The sequence below is a fragment of the Micromonospora sediminimaris genome (assembly GCF_016863575.1).
Classification (GTDB): Bacteria; Actinomycetota; Actinomycetes; order Mycobacteriales; family Micromonosporaceae; genus Micromonospora; species Micromonospora sediminimaris.
Genome location: NZ_BOPD01000007.1, coordinates 232,467 through 249,428, shown reverse-complemented (window position 1 = coordinate 249,428; position 16,962 = coordinate 232,467). Strand labels below are relative to the sequence as shown.

General features: G+C 73.2%; 13 protein-coding genes. 5 read left to right on the top strand and 8 right to left on the bottom strand.

Annotation, left to right across the window (positions count from 1 at the left end):
- Window positions 1–30 precede the first annotated feature (30 nt).
- On the bottom strand, window positions 31–1,206 hold the full coding sequence (locus tag Vse01_RS05065) for a trans-sulfuration enzyme family protein (RefSeq protein WP_093401615.1): 1,176 nt from the start codon (window positions 1,204–1,206) through the stop codon (window positions 31–33).
- A gap of 83 nt (window positions 1,207–1,289) precedes the next feature.
- Here Vse01_RS05065 and Vse01_RS05060 point away from each other — a divergent pair, with 83 nt between their 5' ends.
- Both Vse01_RS05060 and Vse01_RS05055 read left to right on the top strand, forming a co-directional pair.
- Complete coding sequence (locus tag Vse01_RS05060; RefSeq protein ID WP_093401496.1) at window positions 1,290–1,769, top strand: Lrp/AsnC family transcriptional regulator; 480 nt, start codon at window positions 1,290–1,292, stop codon at window positions 1,767–1,769.
- A gap of 56 nt (window positions 1,770–1,825) precedes the next feature.
- Window positions 1,826–2,830 (top strand): LLM class flavin-dependent oxidoreductase, encoded by a 1,005-nt coding sequence (locus Vse01_RS05055; protein WP_170863270.1) that lies wholly within the window; start codon window positions 1,826–1,828, stop codon window positions 2,828–2,830.
- Window positions 2,831–3,107: 277 nt separating this feature from the next.
- Here Vse01_RS05055 and Vse01_RS05050 read toward each other — a convergent pair whose 3' ends face one another.
- The gene (locus Vse01_RS05050; protein ID WP_093401497.1) at window positions 3,108–5,348 is read right to left on the bottom strand and encodes a rhamnogalacturonan lyase family protein; all 2,241 of its coding nucleotides are present in this window, start codon (window positions 5,346–5,348) and stop codon (window positions 3,108–3,110) included.
- Window positions 5,349–5,590: 242 nt separating this feature from the next.
- Between Vse01_RS05050 and Vse01_RS05045 the strand changes: the two genes are divergently transcribed.
- Complete coding sequence (locus Vse01_RS05045; RefSeq protein ID WP_232511010.1) at window positions 5,591–7,027, top strand: pyridoxal-dependent decarboxylase; 1,437 nt, start codon at window positions 5,591–5,593, stop codon at window positions 7,025–7,027.
- A 73-nt stretch (window positions 7,028–7,100) separates the two neighbouring features.
- On the opposite strand, the gene Vse01_RS05040 is transcribed toward Vse01_RS05045, so the two are convergent.
- From Vse01_RS05040 to Vse01_RS05020, 5 genes are all read right to left on the bottom strand, one after another.
- Window positions 7,101–8,054, bottom strand: coding sequence for a sulfite exporter TauE/SafE family protein (locus Vse01_RS05040; protein ID WP_093401499.1), 954 nt, complete (start codon window positions 8,052–8,054; stop codon window positions 7,101–7,103).
- Window positions 8,055–8,189: 135 nt separating this feature from the next.
- Window positions 8,190–8,651, bottom strand: a complete 462-nt coding sequence (locus Vse01_RS05035) for an RrF2 family transcriptional regulator (protein WP_093401500.1) — start codon at window positions 8,649–8,651, stop codon at window positions 8,190–8,192.
- Between the two features lie 112 nt (window positions 8,652–8,763).
- Window positions 8,764–9,645, bottom strand: a complete 882-nt coding sequence (locus Vse01_RS05030) for an acyl-CoA thioesterase (protein WP_093401501.1) — start codon at window positions 9,643–9,645, stop codon at window positions 8,764–8,766.
- Window positions 9,642–11,090, bottom strand: a complete 1,449-nt coding sequence (pyk, locus tag Vse01_RS05025; protein ID WP_093401502.1) for a pyruvate kinase — start codon at window positions 11,088–11,090, stop codon at window positions 9,642–9,644. The genes Vse01_RS05030 and pyk overlap by 4 nt, the downstream gene beginning before the upstream one ends.
- Before the next feature lie 244 nt (window positions 11,091–11,334).
- Window positions 11,335–11,700 (bottom strand): YciI family protein, encoded by a 366-nt coding sequence (locus Vse01_RS05020; protein WP_093401503.1) that lies wholly within the window; start codon window positions 11,698–11,700, stop codon window positions 11,335–11,337.
- A gap of 225 nt (window positions 11,701–11,925) precedes the next feature.
- Between Vse01_RS05020 and Vse01_RS05015 the strand changes: the two genes are divergently transcribed.
- Together Vse01_RS05015 and Vse01_RS05010 are read left to right on the top strand one after the other, a co-directional pair.
- On the top strand, window positions 11,926–12,246 hold the full coding sequence (locus Vse01_RS05015) for a hypothetical protein (protein ID WP_093401504.1): 321 nt from the start codon (window positions 11,926–11,928) through the stop codon (window positions 12,244–12,246).
- A complete protein-coding gene (locus tag Vse01_RS05010) occupies window positions 12,243–12,704 on the top strand; it encodes a hypothetical protein (protein ID WP_093401505.1) in 462 nt (153 codons plus the stop codon). Before Vse01_RS05015 ends, Vse01_RS05010 begins: the two co-directional genes overlap by 4 nt.
- Window positions 12,705–12,817: 113 nt before the next feature.
- Here the strand turns inward: Vse01_RS05010 and Vse01_RS05005 are convergent, their stop codons facing one another.
- A complete protein-coding gene (locus Vse01_RS05005; protein ID WP_093401506.1) occupies window positions 12,818–16,930 on the bottom strand; it encodes a CHAT domain-containing protein in 4,113 nt (1,370 codons plus the stop codon).
- Window positions 16,931–16,962 lie beyond the last annotated feature (32 nt).

Sequence of the window (16,962 nt, the reverse complement as noted above, 5' to 3'; positions counted from 1 at the left end):
ACTGTCCGCACCCCGAAGGGTCGGACGGGGTCAGATCGTGGCGAGCGCGTGCTCCAGGTCGGCGCGCAGGTCCTCGGGGTCCTCCAGGCCGACGGAGAGGCGCAGCAGTCCGCCGTCGGGTTTGGCCTCCGCCTCGACGGGGCGGTGGGTGAGGGAGGCCGGGTGCTGGATGAGCGTGTCGACGCCACCAAGTGAGACCGCGTGGGTGATCAGCCGGCACGCGCCGGCGACCGCTGCGGCGGCGGGTGCGCCGCCGCGTACCTCGAAGGCGAGGAGGCTGCCCGGGCCGGACATCTGCCGGCCGACGAGTCCGGCCGGGTCGTTGGTGCCGGGGTGGTGGACCCGCGCGACCGCCGGGTGTGCGGCGAGCCAGAGGGCGAGTTTCTCGGCGCCGGCCTGCTGGGCGCGGACCCGCAGCGGCAGCGTTTGCAGGCCGCGGTGCAGCAGGTACGCCCCGAGCGGGTGCAGGATCGCGCCGGTGAGGGCGCGGATCTGGCGCAGCCGGGTGGCCCACTCGGCGTCGCAGGCGATCACTCCGGCGAGGACGTCGCCGTGGCCGCCGATGCTCTTGGTGGCGCTGTGCAGCACCAACTGGGCACCGTGTCGGGTGGGTTGTTGGAGGACCGGCGTGGCGACGGTGTTGTCGATCAGCAGGGGCACCTGGCCGGCGGCGTCGGCGAGGGCGGCGATGTCGATCAGGTCGAGGGTGGGGTTGGCGGGGGTCTCGGCGACCACGAGGGCGGTGTCGGGGCGGATGGCGGCGGCGACGGTGTCGGGGCGGGCCCAGGTGACGTCGGTGCCGAGCAGGCCGGTGGCGAGGACGTGGTCGGTGCCGCCGTAGAGGGGGCGGACGGCGACCAGGTGTCGTCGGCCGTCGCGGGTGGCGGCGAGCAGGGCGGCGGTGAGCGCGGCCATGCCGCTGGCGTAGGCGACGGCTTCGGTGGTGCCTTCCAGTTCGGCGAGGGCGGTTTCGAAGCGGGCGACGGTCGGGTTCCACAGCCGTTGGTAGACGGCGCTGGCGTCGGTGGGGAGGGTGCCGCCGGTGGCGAGGGTTTCGTAGGCGTCGCCGCCGGCGTCCACCGAGGGCAGCGGGTTGGTGGTGGACAGGTCGATCGGCGGCACGTGGACGCCGAGCGCGGCGAGGTCGTCGCGGCCGGCGTGCACGGCTCGGGTGTCCACGGTCGTCATGTCGAGAGGATCGAACATCCCGCCCATCAAGGGCAATAGTTCCGAATATTATTCGTCGTAATCCCTTTCGTTGCCGGCGGCGTTCGGTGGAGGATGGCGGCATGCCCCCCGTATCGAACGATGTTCGGCCGTTCGCGGCCCTCGACGACACCGACCGCGCCATCCTGGCCGCGCTGGCCGGCGACGGCCGGTTGCCGAACAATGCCCTGGCCGAACGGGTGGGGGTGGCGCCGTCGACCTGTCTGGCGCGTACCCGGGCACTGCGGGAGAGCGGGGCGATCCGGGGTTTCCACGCCGAGGTGCATCCGGCGGCGTTGGGGTTGCCGTTGCAGGCGCTGGTGTCGGTGCGGCTGACCGAGCACGCGCGGGCGGCGGTGGACGCGTTCCGGGCCCGCTCGGTGCGTCTGCCGGGCGTGGTGTCGGTGTTCCACGTGGCCGGTGCGGAGGATTACGTGCTGCACGTGCGGGCGGCCTCGGCGGAGGCGCTGCGCGACTTCGTACTGGACCATCTGGCGGTGGATCCGGCGGTGCAGCACACGCAGACCAGCCTGATCTTCGAACAGGCTCGCGGGTCAGGTTGATCACGTCGCCGTACGGTTCGGGAACAGAACGGGCGTACGCCGGGTTGGCCAGCCGCGTGATCGACGTACCGTTGTCTGTCCTTGACCTCGCTCCCGTCGCCGCCGGTACCTCCGCCGGTGAGGCGTTGCGGCACACCACCGAGTTGGCGCGACGCGCCGACGAGTTGGGCTACCACCGGTTCTGGGTGGCCGAGCATCACAACATGCCGGCCATCGCGTCCTCGGCACCGGCGGTGCTGATCGCGCATCTGGCCGCGCACACCACCGACATCCGCGTCGGTTCTGGTGGGGTGATGCTGCCCAACCACCCGCCGCTTGTGGTTGCCGAGCAGTTCGGCACCCTGGAGGCGTTGCATCCGGGGCGGATCGACCTGGGCATCGGCCGTGCTCCGGGCACGGATCAGGTGACCGCGTTGGCGCTGCGCCGGACCATGGAGGGCCTGTCGGCCGAGGGTTTTCCCCGCGAGCTGAACGACCTGATGGGCTACTTCGACGAGGCCGGGTCGGGCCGGATCGCCGCGACTCCGGGGCGTGGGCTGCGCCCGGCGGTGTGGTTGTTGGGTTCCAGTGGGTTCAGCGCTCAGCTGGCCGGCACGCTGGGCCTGCCGTTCTCCTTCGCGCACCACTTCAGCGCGCAGAACACGTTGCCGGCGTTGGCGCTGTACCGGCAGAGTTTCCGTCCGTCGCGGTGGCTGGAGCGGCCGTACGCGATGGTGGCGGTGAACGCGGTGTGTGCGGAGTCCGACGAGCGCGCCGAGTGGTTGGCCGGGCCGGCCGGGTTGTCGTTCCTGCGGCTGCGTTCGGGTCGGCCGCAGCCTCTGGCGAGCCCGGACGAGGCGGCGGCGTACCCGTTCACCGAGTTCGAGCGGGAGTTCCTGGCGCAGCGCCGGCAGGGTCAGGCGAGCGGTTCCCCGGAGACGGTACGCCGACAGTTGAGTGAGCTGCTGGCCAGCACCGGCGCGGACGAGCTGATGCTGACCGCGATGGTGTACGACGTCGCCGACCGGGTGCGTTCGTTCGAGCTGATCGCGACCGAGGTGGCTGGCGGTCTGCGCCGCTGACGCGGTGGCCGCCGACCGGTGGGGCTTCGCTGGCCGGGACTGCATGGTGGCCCAGGTCACAGCGTTTCCGGGGCCGCGAAACACGATCTTCACGACAGCGTCACCCTCGCGACGCGGAGCCCGCCTAACTTTGTATCCGGTGGTGGTACGGCACTCCCCGGTCGGGACGGGTCGGGGGTGCCGCGGTGTGGGGCACCGGGCCGCAGTTGTGCGGATTCCGCGATTGCGGCCCGGTGCCTTTTCCTTTTGCTCTTCTACCGCTTCGTCCGGCCGCCGGTCAACGCAGGTGGATGTCGGGCGCGGGCGGCGTGGTCATGCCGTCGCCGATGAAGAAGCTCGGGTGCGGGGGCTGGTTGTAGGCGGTGTTCTGCCAGGCGATGGCGACCCGGTACTGCAGGTCGTGCATCAGGGTGTGGATCCGGGTGCCTGTCGGCGTCGGGGTGCTGTAGATCCGCAGCGCCCGGCTGTCGCTGGTACGCCAGACCACCTCCTCCCGCCAGTCACCGAACAGGTCGGCCGAGAGCGCGGGGGTGGCCTTGGTGCCGTTGTTGGCCGCCACGCCACTGCCGGTGAGCAGGCGGGTGTCGCCGCCGGTGCCGTACTTGTCGATCCGGGTGGCGTCGAGCAGTTCGCGGACCGGGTCGCCGTCCCACCAGATCAGGAAGTTCGTCGAGGAGGGCTTGCGGCCGATGTTCTGGCCGCGGGTGTTGGCCAGTCCGCTGACTGCGGATGACCAGGATTCGGCGCCGGGGCTGCCGGCCCAGATGTCGGCGGAGACGCCCCGCCCGTTGTCGCCGCCGGTCGGGGTGGACCAGAGGATCTGGCCGGTACGGGCGTCGGCGAACCAGGAGCTGGGCTTGCTGCCGTCCTCGCTGACCTTGAAGTACTCCAACCCTGGGCGGGCCGGGTCGAGGTCGCCGACGTGCCCGGCGTCGCCGTGGCCGTGGCCTGTCGACCAGAGCAGCCGACCGTTGTCGTCGATGGTGGCCGCGCCGTAGACGATCTCCTGCCGGCCGTCGCCGTCGACGTCGGCGATGGAGAGGCTGTGGTTGCCCTGCCCGGCGGCGGCACCGTTGCCGGAGGCGTTGGAGTCGAAGGTCCACCGCTTGGTGAGGGTGCCGTTGCGGAAGTCCCAGGCGGCGATGACCGCGCGGGTGTAGTAGCCGCGGGCCATGATCAGCGACGGGCGTTGTCCGTCGAGGTACGCCGTGCCGGCGAGGAACCGGTCGACCCGGTTGCCGTAGTTGTCGCCCCAGGAGGAGACGGTGCCGCGCGGCGGGTCGTAGTTGACGGTGGAGAGGGCGGCGCCGGTGCGGCCGTCGAACATGGTCAGGTACTCGGGGCCGGCGAGAACGTAGCCGGCGGAGTTGCGGTGGTCGGCGTTGGCGTTGCCGATCACCTGGCCGGTGCCGGAGCGGGTGCCGTCGGCGGTCTTCATGGCCACTTCGGCTCGGCCGTCGCCGTCGTAGTCGTACACCTGGAACTGGGTGTAATGGGCCCCGGCCCGGATGTTGCGGCCGAGGTCGATGCGCCACAGCCGGGTGCCGGTAAGGGTGTACGCGTCGACGTAGACATTGCCGGTGTAGCCGGACTGCGAGTTGTCCTTGGCGTTTGACGGGTCCCACTTGAGCACGAACTCGTACCGGCCGTCGCCGTCGAGGTCGCCGACGCTGGCGTCGTTGGCGCTGTAGCTGTACGCCTCGCCACTGGGGGTGGTGCCGCCGGGCGGAACCTGCAACGGCACGTCCAGGTAGCCGGAGGCGAACTGCAGAGCGGGGGCGGAGGCGGCCTGCTCGGTGCCGCCCACCACGGCCCGTACGGTGTACGTCGCGCCGGCCGGTGCGCCGCTGTCCAGGTAGTTGGTCGCGCCGGTGATCGGGCTGGAGTTCACCCTGGTCGTACCTCGGTAGAGGTTGAACGCGACGCCGGTGGTCCCGGTGCCGAGCAGCCGCCAGGAGACCAGGTTGGCCGACCCGGAGCGGACGCTGATCAGGCCCCGGTCCAGGTCCTCCGCCTGCATGGCTCCGGCCGGTGGCGTGGTGGGCGGCGGCGTGGTGGGTGACGGTGGCGGCGTGGTCGGTGGCGGAGTGGTCGGGGTGGTGGCGCCGGTGCAGGTGGTGCCGTTCAGCGCGAAGCTGGTCGGGGCCGGGTTGCTCCCGTTCCACGAGCCGTTGAAACCGAAGTTGACGGTGCCGTTGGTGCCGATGGCGGCGTTGTAGTCGACGTTGCGGGCGCTCACCTGGGCACCGGACTGGGTGACTGTGGTGTTCCAGGCCTGGGTGACCTGTTGCCCGGCGGCGTAGGACCAGACGAGCGTCCAGCCGTTGACCGGGTCGCCGAGGTTGGTGACGGTGACGTCGGCGCCGAACCCGCCGGTCCACTGGTTGGTGACGCGGTAGTCGACGCGGCATCCCGCGGCGGCGGCCGAGGCGGTCAGGGTGGTCAGCACGCCGGCGGCGGCGACCGCGGTGACGGTGGCCGCGGCGAACAGGGCCGCCCGGGGGGCGGTGCGAAGCATGGTTCCTCCGGTGGAGGTCGGACGCGCGGCGTCAGGTGGTCCGCCGGCCGTGCCCGGAGCCGACGAGCGTTGTCCACCGGCCGTGCCCGGGCCGGCGGCCCGCGCCGCGCTAGCGGAAAGAGTCCATCGAATCGATGGCAATGAGTGCGTTCCCGCGCACCTGTGATGCTAGGGCAAGCGTTTTCTGCTCACAATCGATCTGCCGCCTTGCTCCGGAGCCGCTCCTTTGATCCACTCGCCAGGTGGCTGCACACATGACGCCCGAGGAGTTCCGCCGGGCCGGGTACGCGGTGGTCGACTGGATCGCCGACTACTGGGCGACCCTGCCGCAACGCCCGGTGACCTCCCAGGACCCGCCCGGCACGGTGGCCGCCGGGCTGCCGGCCGGGCCACCGGCCCACGGTGAACCGGTCGAGGCGGTCCTCGCCGACCTGGACAAGCTTGTCGCTCCCGGGCTCACCCACTGGCAGCATCCGGGCTTCTTCGGGTACTTCCCGGCCAACACCTCGGGCCCCAGCGTGCTCGGTGACCTGGTCAGCGCCGGGCTGGGTGTGCAGGGGATGCTCTGGGCCACCGGTCCGGCCTGCACCGAGTTGGAGACGGTGCTGCTCGACTGGCTGGCCGACCTGCTGGACCTGCCGGCCCGGTTCCGCTCCGCCGGCAGCGGCGGCGGGGTCATCCAGGACTCGGCCTCCTCGGCCACCCTGGTGGCCACCCTGGTCGCGCTGCACCGGGCCGCCGGCGGGCGGTGGCGTCAGGCCGGCGTCGACCGCCGCTACCGGGTGTACGCCTCGACGGAGGCGCACTCGTCGGTGGAGAAGGCCGCCCGGATCGCCGGGCTGGGCGCCGACGGCGTACGCCTGATCGAGGTTGACCCGGTGACCCGGGCGATGTCGCCGGTGGCGCTGCGCGCCGCGATCGAGGCGGACCGGGCTGCCGGGGTGGTGCCCGCCCTGGTGGTGGCGACCGTCGGCACCACCTCCACCACGGCGGTGGATCCGTTGCCGGCCATCGGCCCGATCTGCGCCGAGCACGGTGTCTTCCTGCACGTCGACGCCGCGTACGCGGGCGCGGCGGCGGTCTGCCCGGAGTTGCGGTTCGGCCACGCGGGTCTGGAGTACGCCGACTCGTACTGCTTCGACCCGCACAAGTGGCTGCTCACCGGCTTCGACTGCGACGCGTTCTGGGTCGCCGACGCGGGCGAGTTGGTCGAGGCGCTGACCGTGCTGCCGGAGTACCTGCGCAACGCCGCCACCGAGTCCGGCGCGGTGATCGACTACCGGGATTGGCAGGTGCCGCTGGGCCGGCGGTTCCGGGCCTTGAAGCTGTGGTTCGTGCTGCGCTGGTACGGCGTCGAGGGCCTGCGCGAGCACATCCGCCGAGGGGTGGCGCTGGCCGCCGGGTTCGCCGACCGGGTCCGCGCCGACGACCGGTTCGAACTGGTCGCCGACCACCCGTACGCCCTTGTGTGTTTCCGGCTGCGCGGCCCGGACGGGCCGAACGAGCGGCTGCTGGCGGCGGTGAACGCCGCCGGCAAGGTGTACCTGACCCACACCCGGGTCGCCGGCCGCCACACCCTGCGGCTGGCCGTCGGCGCCCCGCAGACCACGCAGGCGCACGTCAACGAGGCATGGGAGCTGATCTCGCGCACCGCAGCGGCCCTGCCCCGGGAGATCTGATCGCCCGCAACCCGCTTGTCGGCATGAGGTCGTCGTCCCCCGCTCCGGCTTGCCGGGACGACAAACCTCATGGTCAACGGGGATCGGGGTGGGCGGGTGCGCCCGCGCCGACCGGCTCGGCGGTGGGGGGCGCCACGTCGGTGGCGTGGGTCGCGGCGAGGGCCCGCTCGCGGCGGGTCCGCAGCAGCACCCGGATCGCCAGCGTCAGGGCCGTGATCCAGCCCGCGGCCAGCAGCAGGTAGACGAGCGCCGGCAGGGGACCACCCAGGTCACCGGCGCGGATCAGGACGCGGGCGTTGGTCAGCACGATCACGCCTCCGACGGCCGCGCCGAGCAGTTGGGCCGGCACGATGCGCACCAGCCAGGCCGCGATCGGTGCGGCGATCAGGCCACCGGCGAGCAGCGCGAGCACGATCGGCAGCAGGAAGCCCTCGGTGCCCAGACCGATCAGGAAGCCGAGGCTGGCGGCGGCGGCCACGACGAACTCGGAGGTGTCCACCGAGCCGATCACCTTGCGGGGCTCCATCCGACCGCTGACCAGCAGGGCCGGGGTGGCCACCGGGCCCCAGCCACCGCCGCCGGTGGCGTCGACGAAGCCGGCGACGAGGCCGAGCGGGCCGAGGAAACGCCCGCGCAGCCGGCCGGCGGCCGGGTTTCGGCGCAGCGGCCGGGAGAATCGGATGAGCAGGTACGCGCCGAGCGTGAACAGGATCGCGGCCATCCAGGGTGCGGCCGACTCGGTGGAGAGCGCGCTGAGGAAGGTGGCGCCGGCGAAGGCGCCGAGCGCGCCGGGCAGCGCGATGCGCCGCACCACCCGCCAGTCGACATTGCCGAACCGCCAGTGCGCCGTGCCGGCGGCGAGCGTGGTGCCGATCTCGGCCAGGTGCACCGAGGCGGACGCGGCGGCCGGTGCGACGCCGGCCAGGAGCAACAGCGTCGAGGAGGTCAGCCCGTACGCCATGCCGAGCGAACCATCGACCAGTTGCGCGGCGAGCCCCACCAACGCGATGACGAGCAGCTTGCGCACGACGCCTCCTGGCTATTCGATATCTCCTATCGGCTTGGTCGAGAATGCGGCATGGCCGGTCTCCGGTCAACCCTGGGATCAGTCAGTGAGACGACACGCCGACGCGTGGCCGCCGTCCGGCGGTGGCGCGGGTGGTCAGGTCCAGGCGCCGGGGTCGGCGACCAGCTTGGTGACCGGCTCGGGCAGGGTGCCCCGCGCCACGTCGGCGACGGTGACCAGTTCGAGGATCTGCCGCTCGCTGGCCCGCAACGCGATCCAGACCTCCTGCAACGCCCGGGCCGCACCCTGGTAGCCGAGATGCTCGGGGCGTTGGCCCCGAACGTGGGCCAACGGCCCGTCGATCACCCGGATCACGTCGGCGAGGCAGATCTCCTCGGCCGGCCGGGCCAGCCAGTAGCCGCCCTCGGGCCCGCGCTGGGCCTGCACCACGCCGGCACGGCGCAGTTGCAGCAGGATGCTCTCCAGGAACTTCGGTGGGATCTGCTGGGCCCGCGCGATCTGGTCGGCGGTGACCGGGCGACCACGTCCAGCCCCGGTCACCGAGGCCAGTTCGGCGACCGCTCGAAGGGCGTAGTCCACCCGGGCTGAGAGACGCATGTCGGAAAGGTTAACTGTCGGGTATCCGGAGGTTGCCCGGCGGCCCGACCAAGGTCCGGCACGTCATACCGTGGTCGCTGTCGGTCGCTGACCGAGGACGCCGAACGGTGTCTCAGCCGCCGACCCGGCGCAGCAGGCCCTCCTGCACGGCGCTGGCGATCTGGCTGCCGGCCACGGTGAACATGCGGCCGGTGGCCAGCCCGCGTGCCCCGGAGGCCGACGGGCTCCAGCAGTCGTAGAGAAACCACTCGTCGGCCCGGAACGGCCGGTGGAACCACAGGGCGTGGTCGAGGCTCGCACCCACCACGCCGCCCGGCCCCCACACCTCGCCGTGCACCGAGAGCACCGAGTCGAGCAGGGTCAGGTCGGAGGCGTACGTCAGGGCGCAGGCGTGCAACAGCGGATCGTCGGGCAGCTTGCCGTCGATGCGCATCCACACCCGCTGGTGCGGGTCGGCCGGCCGGTCGCCCGGCCGGACCCAACCCGGCTCGCCGACGTAGCGCACGTCGATCGGGCGGGGAATCTGCCCCCAGATGCCCAGCCGCTCCGGGTAGCGGGAGAGCCGGTCGGTCATGGTCGGGACCGACTCCGGCCCGGGCACGTCCGGCGGCAGCGGGGCGTGGTGGTCCAGCCCCTCCTCCGGCCGCTGGAACGAGGCGGACATGAAGAAGATGGGCTTGCCGTGCTGGAGCGCGACCGAGCGGCGCACCGAGAACGAGCGGCCGTCCCGGATGTTCTCCACCTCGTACTCGATCGGCTCGACCGGGTCGCCGGCACGCACGAAGTAGCCGTGCAGCGAGTGGACCACCCGCTCCGGGTCGACGGTGCGGCCGGCGGCGACCAGGGCCTGGCCGGCGACCTGGCCGCCGTACACCCGCTGCGGACCGACCGGCGGGCTCATCCCGCGGAACGACATGGTGCCGGTCGGGGCGAGGTCCAGCACCTCCAACAGCTGGTCGACGGCGGCCTGGCCGACGAGCGAGCCGTCGGTCACTGCAACGCCCGCGCGGTGGCGGCGTCGACAAGCGAGCCAAGCTGGTGTACCCGCAGCGTGTTGGTTGAGCCGGGGCTGCCGGGCGGGCTGCCCGCCACGATCACCACGTAGTCGCCGGGGTTGCCCCGGTTCAGCCCGAGCAGCGCCTGGTCGACCTGACGGAACATGTCGTCGGTGTGTTGCACGAACGGCATCAGGAAGGTCTCCACCCCCCAGGAGAGGGCGAGCTGCGCGCGCACCTCGGGCACCGGGGTGAAGGCCAGCAGCGGCAGGTCGCAGTGCAACCGGCTGAGCCGACGCACGGTGTCACCGGTCTGCGAGAACGCGACGAGCGCCTTGGCGCCGATGGCCCGGGCGATCGAGGAGGCGGCGACGGTGAGCGCCCCGCCGTGCGTACGCGGGTCGTGCTGGAGGCGGGGCACCAGGATGGATCCGGCCTCGGTGGTACTGACGATCTTGGACATGGTGCTGACGGTGAGCACCGGATACTTGCCGACGCTCGTCTCACCGGAGAGCATCACGGCGTCGGCGCCGTCGAGCACCGCGTTGGCGACGTCGGAGGCCTCGGCGCGAGTGGGCCGGGAATTCTCGATCATGGAGTCGAGCATCTGGGTGGCCACGATCACCGGCTTGGCGTTCTCCCGGCACAACTGCACCGCGCGCTTCTGCACCAGCGGCACCTCGTCGAGCGGCAGTTCCACGCCGAGGTCGCCGCGGGCCACCATCACGCCGTCGAAGGCCAGCACGATCGCTTCGAGGTGATCGACCGCCTCCGGCTTCTCGACCTTGGCCAGCACCGGGCGGTGCACGCCGACCTCGCTCATGATCGCGTGGCACAGCTTGATGTCGTCGGCGGAGCGGACGAACGACAGGGCGACCAGGTCGACACCGAGGCCGAGCGCGAAGCGCAGGTCGGCGGCGTCCTTCTCCGACAGGGCGGGCACGCTGACCGCCACGTTGGGCAGCGAGACGCCCTTGTTGTTGCTGACCGGCCCACCCTCGGTGACAAGCACCCGGATGTCGTTGCCGGTGACGTCGGTGACCTCGACGGCGACCCGGCCGTCGTCGATCAGCAGCCGGTCACCGGGCTTGACCTCCTGGGGAAGCTTGCGGTACGTGCAGGAGACCCGCTCCTTGCTGCCCACGACGTCGTCGCCGGTGATCACCACGGAGTCACCGGTACGCCACTCGTGCGGCCCGTCGGCGAACCGGCCGAGTCGGATCTTGGGCCCCTGGAGGTCGGCCAGGATCGCCACCGGCTGGCCCGCCGCCTCAGCCGCCTCCCGGACGAGGCGGTAGACCGACTCGTGGTCGGCGTGGCTGCCGTGACTGAAGTTGAGCCTCGCCACGTTCATGCCGGCTTCGACGAGCCCACGGATGCGCTCGGGCGACGAGGTGGCGGGGCCAAGAGTGCAGACGATCTTCGCGCGGCGTGTCACGCCCATCAGGCTAGTCTCTCCTCCGGGTCGGACCACCGGCCGACCCCTTGCGCAATGTGGAACAGTTGTCCAACGGCGCGCGGCTCACGCGCGCAGCCGGCGAGCGTGGGCCGCTCCGGACGTCGATGGCGGGCAACGGCGACCGCGCGCCGGAATGGTACGCCCCCGACGCCAGGGCGCGTCGGGGCGCTCCGGGGCAGCAACTGTACGCCACCATTCGACCACCTGGCGTAAGTGCGGTCGGGCTGGCTCAGCTCTCCGTCTTGACCAGCGGAAACTCCATCGATCCCGCCGGGCAGAGGAAGGTCATCACGTCCACCCGGTAGAGGCCGGCCTGCACCGCCGGGTCGGCTTCCATCACGCTGCGGACATCGTCGACCGATCCGGTCCGGGCCAGCCCGAAGCCGAGCGGCGGGTCCGGCTCCCGGGCCTGGCCGTCCACCGCACCGGCGACCAGGATGATCCCCCGCTCCTGCATCGCCTGCATGTGCCGGGCATGCTCGGCCTGCAACCGCTGGACGGTCTCGGCCGGCAACGCCCGTCCGGCAGCGCCGGGATACAGCACGATGCACTCGTACGTGTCGAGCGCGAAGTCGACCTGCGGCTCCCCTGACATGGCTTCCCTTTCGCACGGCCCGCCGACGCCGGGCGGTGCAGGCGGCGGTACCGTCCAGCCTCCCACGGACGGTCCGACCGCACGGGCGCTCCGCCGATCCTCCCCGGGGGCTCCCCCTCCCCCGGTGCCCGGTCGCCGGGTCCCCCCGCGCGCCGGGTGACCGACGGGCGGGCGGTCGCTACCGTGTGGTCGATGTCGTGCGGGTGACGGTGGGAGGGTGCATCGGTGCGGGATGGTGAGCCGGCGGCGCAGCCGCTGCCCTACGCGGAGGTCACCGACGAGGGGTACGGCAGCCGGGTCGCGGAGACGTTCTCGGTGCGCCGGTACGGTCCGGCGGTGCTGCTCAGCGGCGACTGCCCCCGCTGCCGGCACCCGATCACCTGCCCGATCGTCGGCGAGGTGTACCGGCGGGAGACGCCGCCGACGTCCGTCGACCCCGGCTACCGGACGCTGCTGTGCAGCTGCGCCGCCGACCACCCGGCCCGCCCGGACGGGCTGGTTGGCTGCGGCGCGTACTGGACGGTGACGCTGGAGGTCGAGTCGTGATCCGAGTGCGGCCGGGTCCTGCGGCGACGCTCACCGACCTGCGCCGGGCGCAGGAGCTGGCCGCGTTGCTGCGCGGCGAACTGGACCGGGTCCGGGCCGCCGCGCTGGCCTGGCGCAACGGGCTTGGCGGCCTGCTCGTCGCGCTGGTCGGCTTCAGCCTGATCCGGGGTCGCTCCGACGTCAGCACTCTCGCCCCGGGCTGGGGCGCGCTGGTCGGCGTACTGCTGCTGGCCGCGATCATCGCCGGGGTCGCCGGAGCGCTGGCGTTGCTGCGGGCCGCGCACGGGCCACTGTCGGTGACGCCGGTCGCCGAGGTGCCTCCGGCTCCGCTCGGCGAACACCGGGAGGCCCTCGTCGCGGCCCGGGCACTGCGCCTCGGGGTGCTGCTGGTGCTGCTCTGCACGGCTTTGCTCGTCGCCGCCGTGGGAGTCACCTGGTACGCGCCCGGCCAACCCTGACCAGCGCCGCCCTCGTACCGGCCCGGGACTCGGCGCACGGCCGGGGCCGTGCGTGGTGGGCCGGGTCCGCTGCGGGTCGTGCCGGTGATCCGCGCCCGGCGGGACGTTCCCGGTCAGGGACCGATGTGGGCGTAGCCGGCCCAGAGTTCCGGCAGGTCGGGCAGGGCGGCACGCACCTGCCGGACGGCATGGTGCAGGGCGGACGCGGCCCGCTCCGGGTCGAGCCCGCCGGGCACCGCCAGCGCCGCGTACAGGTCCTCGCACAGCTGCACGGTCAACGTGTCGGAGATGGCCCAGAGCGCGCCGATGACGTGTCGGAAACCCGCCAGCTGGAACGCGGTGCCCAGGGTCAGCGCCTCGTCGGGCAGGGCCGCGCCGCCGCGTACCGTGTCGCAGGCGGACAGCACCGCGAGCGCGGCAGTGGTGCCCGCCGGCCGCCACAGATCCCGGACGTGCAACGGGCCGCCAGCCAACGCGAGCCGGCCCCGGGCCGGTGCGGCGAGATCCTGCGTGCCGTGACAGCACAGGTGGACCACCGACGTTCCCGGCAGTGCGCCGAGCACCGCCGAAGGCGTGGCCGCCGGCCCGGTCAGCGACCTCACGTCGGTCACGTACCGGCGCACCACGGCCTCCTCCCCCGCCGCGCCGGGCAGGTCCGCCAGCCCCGGCGTCCGCGGCATCCCGACCACCAGGGCCGAGGTGACCGGCACGTCCCTGCCCGTCGGCGCCCGCCGGGCCCGGATGAGCGCCCGCAACGAGGCCGTGTACGACGGGACGACCCGGTCGAGGGCCCCGGGCCCCCCACCCAGCGGGGCGGCGGCGTGCAGCGGCAGCAGGGTGAGCGCTCCCGTGGGGCACCACCACAGGCGGGCCGGGACAACGCCGGGGTCCGGTGGCCCGGCGGCTGAGCCCAACGCGTCGAGCACCGGGGCGGCGACCACCCGCCACAACCAGTCCAGGGTCTCCGGGATCCGCCGTCGGAACGCCTCCCGGCGACGCTGCGCCACCGGCCCCGGGTCACCACCGGACGCGGTGACCTCGGCCAGGCCGGTCAGGAAGTACGCGGCCCGCAGGTGCAGTTCGCCGAGGGTCAGCTCGGGCAGCGGCACCACCGTCACCCGCCCCTCGTCGACCAGCAGCGCGTCGCAGCGCCGGGCGGCGACGTTTACCAGCACCACCGGGCCGTTCCCGGCCGCCTGGGCAAGGTCGGCGAAGGGGGGTGGGCGCAGGAAACCGTCGAAGCCGGGCAGCCGCCGGATCTCCGCCAGCACCTCGCGTCGCTGGAGGGCCAGCTCGTGCCGGCGTTCCGAGCCCACCTGGTCGACGTTCGTCCCGGCGATCATCGGAACCGGCAGCCCGGCGATCGACGACGGGCCGGGCCGGGGATCGAGACGGTCGAGGGCGGCCTGTGCGGCGCCCAACCGCTCGGCCAACCGGGGTTCCCGCGCGCGTAGCGCGGCCAGGTCCGCCCCGGCGTCGTGGGCCCGGGTGAGCAGCACCCCCCGGCCGTACTCCAGCAGCTCCACCGCGCGCTCCGGCCGGTCGAGCGCGATCGCCACCGCCGCGGCGTCGCCGGCCAGGCCCGGGAACTGCCCGAGCAGCCGGCCCTGGTCGTCGAGGTCCATGCCGTGCCAGGCCACCAGGTCGAGCAGCTCGATCGCCGTGGTGTAGCCCTCAAGCGCCGCCGGCAGGTCGCCGGCTTCGGCGGCGAGACCGGCGTACGTCCGGGCGGCGCCGGCCCGCAACAGCGACGGCGCCGCCTCGATCGCCGCGGCCGCACGCAGCACGTCGATCGCCTCGGACAGGTCGACCGGCGGCAGGTCGCCGGAGACGGCCGGAACGATGCCGGTCGGGTCTGCGGGCAGCGCCGTGCTGCCCGGGCCGCCGGTGACGGGGTCCGGCGCGGCGTCCTGGGTGGCGCGTGCGATCTCCTCGACGGCGGCGGCCAGGTTGTTCAGGCACATCGTCCGCTCTGGATGGTCGACGGGCAGAGCCGCGACCGCCGCCCGGTACACGGTCAGCATCTCGTGGGCGTCGCGGCCGGCCCGGCCGGCCCGGAACCTGATCAGCAACGCGTTACCGAGGTTGGTCAGCAGCTGGTGCCGTTCCGGGGCCGAGGCGGGTGTCGCCTGTTCGATCTGGCGCAGCAGCGTGACCGCCTCGTCGAGCGTGGCGGGATCCTCGGAGAGTTGGTGCCGCAGCAGGTGGCTGAGGGCCAGCGTGCGGGCGATCCGTACGCGGTCGACGGGCTCGGCCTCCCGCTGCGCCAGCTCCGCCGCCTCCCGCAGCAGCGCGACCGCCTGTTCGGCGTCGGTAAGCGCGGCGGCCCGGGCCTGCTCCGGTGCGGTGCGGCCATCGGCCGGCAGCGCGGCGTTGACGACCAGTTCGGTGCGCCGGTTCAACGCCGAGCCCAGGTTGAGCAGGCCGAGCATCCGGTCCGGGTGCCCGGGTGGGGCAGCCGCCACCGACCGCCGCAGCACGTCGATCGCCTCGGTGAGGATGCCCAGGTCCTGGGTGCGGCCGAAGAGTTCCTGCAGGACCAGACCCAGATTCGACAGGCGGAGCGGCAGTTTCGCGGAACTCGCGGTGGCGGCGACCGCCTCCCGCAGCCGCACCACGGCCGGTTCCAGCAGGTCGGGTTCCCCCGCCAGGTTGGTCAGCTCACGCAGCGTGGTGCCCAGGTTGTTGAGCAGGTCGGGCCGATCCGGATGATCCGCCGGCAGCAGCCGCTCGGCCTCGGTGAGCACGTCGCGGGCCTCCCGCAGGGTCGCCAACCCGGCCAGGTCGGCGTACCAGCGGCCCAGCGCGTGACCGAGGTCGCCGAGCCGTCGGGCCCGCTCCCCCGGGTCGCTCGTTCCGTCGGCCGCCGCCCGCAGCAGTCGCTCCGCCTCGTGGAGATCCTCAGCCCGGCGGTGCCGCGCATAGCGCGCCTCCCGCAGCTTGCCCTCGGCCTGCCACAGCCCGCCAATGTCCAGCCCGTCGAGTCGAGGTCCGGCCGCCGCCGCCCGATACGCCTCGATCGCCGCGTCCAGGTCGGCCGAGGTCTGCCGCCGCTGGTGACGCTCGCCGACCAGCCCGGCCAGGGTGGCCCGGGCCAGACCTTCCCGCTGCTCGCTGAGCCCGGCCGCCAGCGCGGCACGGTTGGCGTCGATCGCCGTGTCCAGGTCGCCGTCGGTGCCGCTGGCGACGAACCGCCTACTGGCCAGCGTCGCGTACGTGAAGACCACCAGCGGATCGGCCCGGACCGACACCGCCTGCGCCAGCGCGTCGACCGCCCGGTCGAGGTCGGCCGGCTCACCGCGTCGCTGCCAGCGTTCGCGCAGCCGATCGCCGAGGTTGACGCGGGCGATCATCCAGACCGGCGAGTCGGCGGACGCGGCCCGGGCCGCGTCGCCGAGCAGGCGGATCGCCTCGTCCAGCGCCGCCACGTCACCTGCCTGCTCGAACCGGTCGCCGAGAACGTTGCCGAGGTTGAACAGCCGGGTGGGGCGCTCCGGGTCCCCGGCCGGAGTCGACTCCAGACTCTCCCGGTGCGCGTCGATCGCCGCCGGAAGCGACAGCTGCCGGCCCAGGTGCAGGTACTGGTCCCGGTGCACCCGTCCGAGCGCGGAAAGGTAGTGCAGGCGCTCGGGTACGCCCGACGGTGTTTCGGCCAGCGCCCGTTCCAGCAGGGCCTGCGCCTGGCCGGCCACCCGGTAGTCCCCGGAACGTTCGGCCCCGCCCATCAGCGCGACCGCCTGGCGGAACAGCTCGGCCGGCGCGTCGCCGCCGGACCGGCCGGGCGCGGAGCGGGCTGCCGGGATCCGGCCACCGGTCCGGGCGGACGCGGGGCGGGCGGCCGGGCTCCGGCCACCGGTCTGGGCGGAACCAGCGCTGGTGGGCGTGTGGGCGTGGAGCAGGGCCAGCAATGACGGCGGTACCCGCTGCGGTGCCAGGTACAGCAGCATCTGGGTCAACCCGACCGCCTGCACGAGATCGGCAGCGTTCTGCCCGGCCGGCAGGCTCTGGTACCGGTACCAGTGCAGGCAGGCCAGCAGGAACAGGGCCTCGGCCTCGTGCTCGGCGAGTGAATCGCGCCCGGCCACCCCGTCGAGCAGTTCGTACACCGGTCGGGCCTCCTGGAGGGCTGCGGGCTCCAGCACCCACCTGGGCTCCATGGTGGTGCCGAAGTCGTCGAGCCGCTTCCGCAGCCGCCGCACCGGGTCGGACCTGAATCGCTGCCACATGCCAGCCCTCCCGTCGCAGGCACCGTCCGCCC